Annotated in this window: 3 protein-coding genes; 1 reads left to right on the top strand and 2 read right to left on the bottom strand. The window is 63.2% G+C overall.

Annotation, left to right across the window (positions count from 1 at the left end; all coding sequences use genetic code 11):
- Positions 1-197 precede the first annotated feature (197 nt).
- Together fixJ and fixL are read right to left on the bottom strand one after the other, a co-directional pair.
- On the bottom strand, positions 198-842 hold the full coding sequence (gene fixJ, locus VGH68_RS24615; RefSeq protein WP_331606320.1) for an oxygen response regulator transcription factor FixJ: 645 nt from the start codon (positions 840-842) through the stop codon (positions 198-200).
- The gene (fixL, locus tag VGH68_RS24610) at positions 839-3,355 is read right to left on the bottom strand and encodes an oxygen sensor histidine kinase FixL (RefSeq protein ID WP_331606319.1); all 2,517 of its coding nucleotides are present in this window, start codon (positions 3,353-3,355) and stop codon (positions 839-841) included. The genes fixJ and fixL overlap by 4 nt, the downstream gene beginning before the upstream one ends.
- 274 nt (positions 3,356-3,629) lie before the next feature.
- On the opposite strand from fixL, the gene VGH68_RS24605 reads away from it, so the two are divergent.
- Positions 3,630-3,847: hypothetical protein (locus tag VGH68_RS24605; RefSeq protein WP_331606318.1), on the top strand; the 218-nt coding region annotated here is incomplete at its 3' end.

The following is a 3,847-nucleotide window of genomic DNA, read 5'->3' as shown; positions in this document are numbered from 1 at the left end:
GACGACGCAGTTCGACCGCTAAAAGACCCCGTTAACAAGCGGGCTGCCATGAACGCGGAATCAGCGGCGATAACTAACCACACATCACGACAGCTCAGCGCGAATCGCCACCGACCGGACTTTCATCCGCGCGGCCATCGCGAGCGGCATGCAACCCCGGCGGCGGCCCCTCGCGCGAAGCGCCGCCGAAAACTGCGTTACTGCGCCGCTTGCGGCTTGTTCGACAGCGCGAGTCGCAGCAGATCGGCGACGGTGTTGACGTTGAGTTTTTCCATGATGTTCGCGCGATGCGCTTCGACCGTCTTGATGCTGATGCCGAGGTCGTCGGCGATCTGCTTGTTCAGCCGGCCGGCGATGATCCGCTCGAGCACCTGGTGCTCGCGCGCGGTCAGCTTGCCGAGGCGCTCGGCGGCGGCGCGCTGCTGCTGCACGCTGCTGCTTTCGCTGCGCGCCTTATCGAGCATGCGCTCGACCAGCTTGCGCAGCTCGGCTTCGTCGAACGGCTTCTCGATGAAGTCCATCGCGCCTTTTTTCATCGTCGACACCGCCATCGGCACGTCGCCGTGGCCTGTCACGAAGATGATCGGCAGCGACGCGTTGTCGGCGATCAGGCGTTCCTGCAGCTCGAGCCCGCTCATGCCGGACATCCGCACATCGAGGATCAGGCACGCTATCTGGCCAGGATGCTGATGCGGCTGCCATGCGTCGAGGAACTGCTCGGAACTCGAGAAGCATTGCACGCGGTAGCCGTTCGCCTCCAGCAGCCAGCGCAGCGAATCTCGCACGGCCTCGTCGTCGTCGACGACAAAGACGGTTACCTGTGTGGTGACTGGGCTGTTCATAGCTCTCCCGTAACGGTTTGTGGTGTCGGCGCCTCGGACCCGCCGTTGCTCGGGCCGTCAGGCTGTCCAATAGGCAGACTGCAATGGAACGTGGCGCCTGTGATGTGGCCGTCGGACTCGACGTTGTTGACCACCCACAGACGGCCACGGTGCGATTCGATAATCGAACGGCAAATGTTCAGCCCCATGCCCATGCCGTCGGACTTGGTGCTGTAAAACGGTTCGAACAGACGCTCGGCGGTTGCCTCGTCGACGCCCGGTCCCTGATCGACGACGCTGATGCAGACAAACCCGCTATCGAGCCGGACGACCACGCGAATCACCGGATCGACCGCGTTCGGCCGTGCTTCGGCCATCGCCTCGACGCCGTTCTTCAGCAGGTTGACCAGCACCTGCTCGATCAGCACCGGATCGACGTAGATCACCGGCAGACGCGCGCGCAGGTCGGTGACGATGCGGATGTGCCGCTTCCTCGCCTCGATTTCGGCGAGCCCCACCGCGTCCGCGACGATATCGGCGACGCGCGTGGCCTGCCGCTTCGGCTCGCTGCGCTTCACGAACTCGCGGATGCGCTTGATGATCATGCCGGCGCGCACTGCCTGCTGGGCGGTTTTTTCGAGCACCGGCAGCAGATTGTCAGGTGTCGTCCGACCGGATTTGACCAGCGCGACGGTGCCCGAGCAATAGTTATTGATCGCGGCGAGCGGCTGGTTGAGTTCGTGCGCGAGCGACGACGCCATTTCGCCCATCGTCATCAGGCGGCTCGTGAACTGCAGTTTTTCGTCCTGCTGGCGCGACAGTTCCTGCGCCTGCTTGCGGGTCGTGATGTCGGTCGCGATCTGCATCTGCGCGAGATGGCCGTCGACCCACTGGATGTACTGGCGGCGCACCTCGAACCACTTCTGGATGCCCGGAATATAGATTTCCTGCGCATCGGCGGTGCTTTCGGTCAGCGCGGCGGCGGGCAGACCGGCGTAGGTGTCCACCATATCGATCGAATCGGACGACGCCTGCGAGCTGTCGAAGCCGCCGCCCGCGAGTTCCAGGTGGCCGTCCGGGCGGATGCCGAACAGATGCCGGTAATAGCGGTTCGCGAACAGCAGCTCGGCTTCGTCGGCGGCGAGCACGGAGACCGCCGCATCGAGGCTTTCGAGTACGGTCGTGAAGCGTTCGTGCGCGGCCGCGAGTTCCTCGCGCGCGCGTTTCGGCTCGGTGATGTCGGTCATCGACGACATCCAGCCAGTCTGGCGGCCCGAGCTGTCGATCAGCGGCGATACATAGAGCCGCGCATGGAACAGCGAACCGTCCTTACGGCGCACGCGCAGTTCGAAGCCGGACGACGGCGCCTTGCCGCGCAGCGTCATGTCGAGCTGGCGCTGCATCTCCGGGTACGCGTCGCGCGGCCAGTAGGCGAACGGCGCGCTCTTGCCGACGAGGTCGCTTTCGTCCCAGCCGGTCATGCGGCAAAAGGCCGGATTGACGTGCGTGATGCGGCCGTGCATGTCGAGCACGCGCATACCGATCAGCACCGAGTTTTCCATCGCGCGGCGGAAGAACGCCTCCGCGTACAGCGCCTGCTGTGCCTCGAATCTCTGGCGCGTGTGCTTCCACAAACTCCACAGGCTCCACAGCACGAAGCAGGACAGGCCCGCCACCAGCCACACGAGCGTGTTGTTCGTGAAGTTGGTGATTTGCGGGAACGCATAGACGCGCACCGAGATGCCCTGGCCCGGCGGATCGAGCGGCAGGTCGTAGAACATGTCGCGCGGCAGGCGCGGGCGGGTCGACGTGGTGGTCAACTCGCGGTTGTTCACGTCGATGATCGAGATCTTGTACTTGGCCGACAGCTCGGGCGGGATATCGCGCTTCAGGATCCCTTCGACCGAAAACACCGCGGCGATCGTGCCGAGGAATTCGCGATCGCGGAAGATCGGCGTCTGCAAGGTAATGAAGCCGTTGCCGAGGTCGTCGTAAATCAGCGGCGAGTAGATCTGGCGGCGCGTGCTGCGCGCGTCGGCGAAGCCGGCCTTGACCGCTTCGTCCATCTGCGCATCACTCAGCCGCGCGAGACGCTGGCCGAGCACCGGCGGCGCCGCGTTTGGCCAACGCGGCTGCTGCTGGCTCGTGTACCAGTTCATGTAGAGGATTTCGGGGTGTCCCTGCATGATGTCCGTGCTGGACACGAGGAACGAATGCTCGTCGGCGTGGCCGGCGACGAGATCGCGCGCGAGCGCCTGGATCTGCTCCTGCGCGCCGGTCATCGACAGCCGGATCTGCTGCTGCGCCCACGCGACATTGCGGTATAGCGTGTCTTCCTGCTGTTGCTGCTCGCGCCGGTTCAGACTCCACAGAATCAGGCTCATGACGACCAGGAATACCAGGATCGACAGGAGCGGCGTGAGCAAATAGGAATTGGACCACCAGGGTCCATGGTGCCAGCGGGTAGACGGCGACGAATCCACTGGCGAACCGGCGGTGCGCGCCGAGCGAGAGAAAAGCCGTTCGGTCAACATGCGTGGCATTGTAGCGCAGCGCATGGGTGACAAATGGCGCAAAAAAGCACGGAAAGTCCAGTTAACCGGCGCAAACTAGCCGACGGATTCATCGGTTGGCAGTCAAACCAGGTTGCGCCGCAACAATTTTCCGCATTATGAGAATTGATCTCGTAATTTGAAAATTTGGTTGCACGGACGTCGGGACCCTTATTACAATCGGCCGGAACCTGCCGCGGCCGTTTGCATCCGCGTCGCCCGTTCGAAGTGCGTGCCCCATACCCAGGAGACGAGCATGTCCGCTGTACCCGACGAAGTCATGAAATATGTCGCCGCCGAGAATGACGACGATCCCCAGGAAACCGGCGAATGGCTGGAAGCGCTGGATGGCGTGATTTCTGCTGTGGGCCCCGACCGTGCCCACTACCTGATCGAAAAGCAGATCGAGTTTGCCCGCGTACATGGCGAACATCTGCCGTTCTCCGCAAACACCCCCTACATCAATACGATTCC

This window comes from Paraburkholderia sp., from assembly GCF_036488505.1.
In the GTDB taxonomy this organism is placed as follows: Bacteria; Pseudomonadota; Gammaproteobacteria; order Burkholderiales; family Burkholderiaceae; genus Paraburkholderia.
Note: the sequence above shows the minus strand (reverse complement) of the source record. Positions and strands in the feature narration are given on the sequence as shown.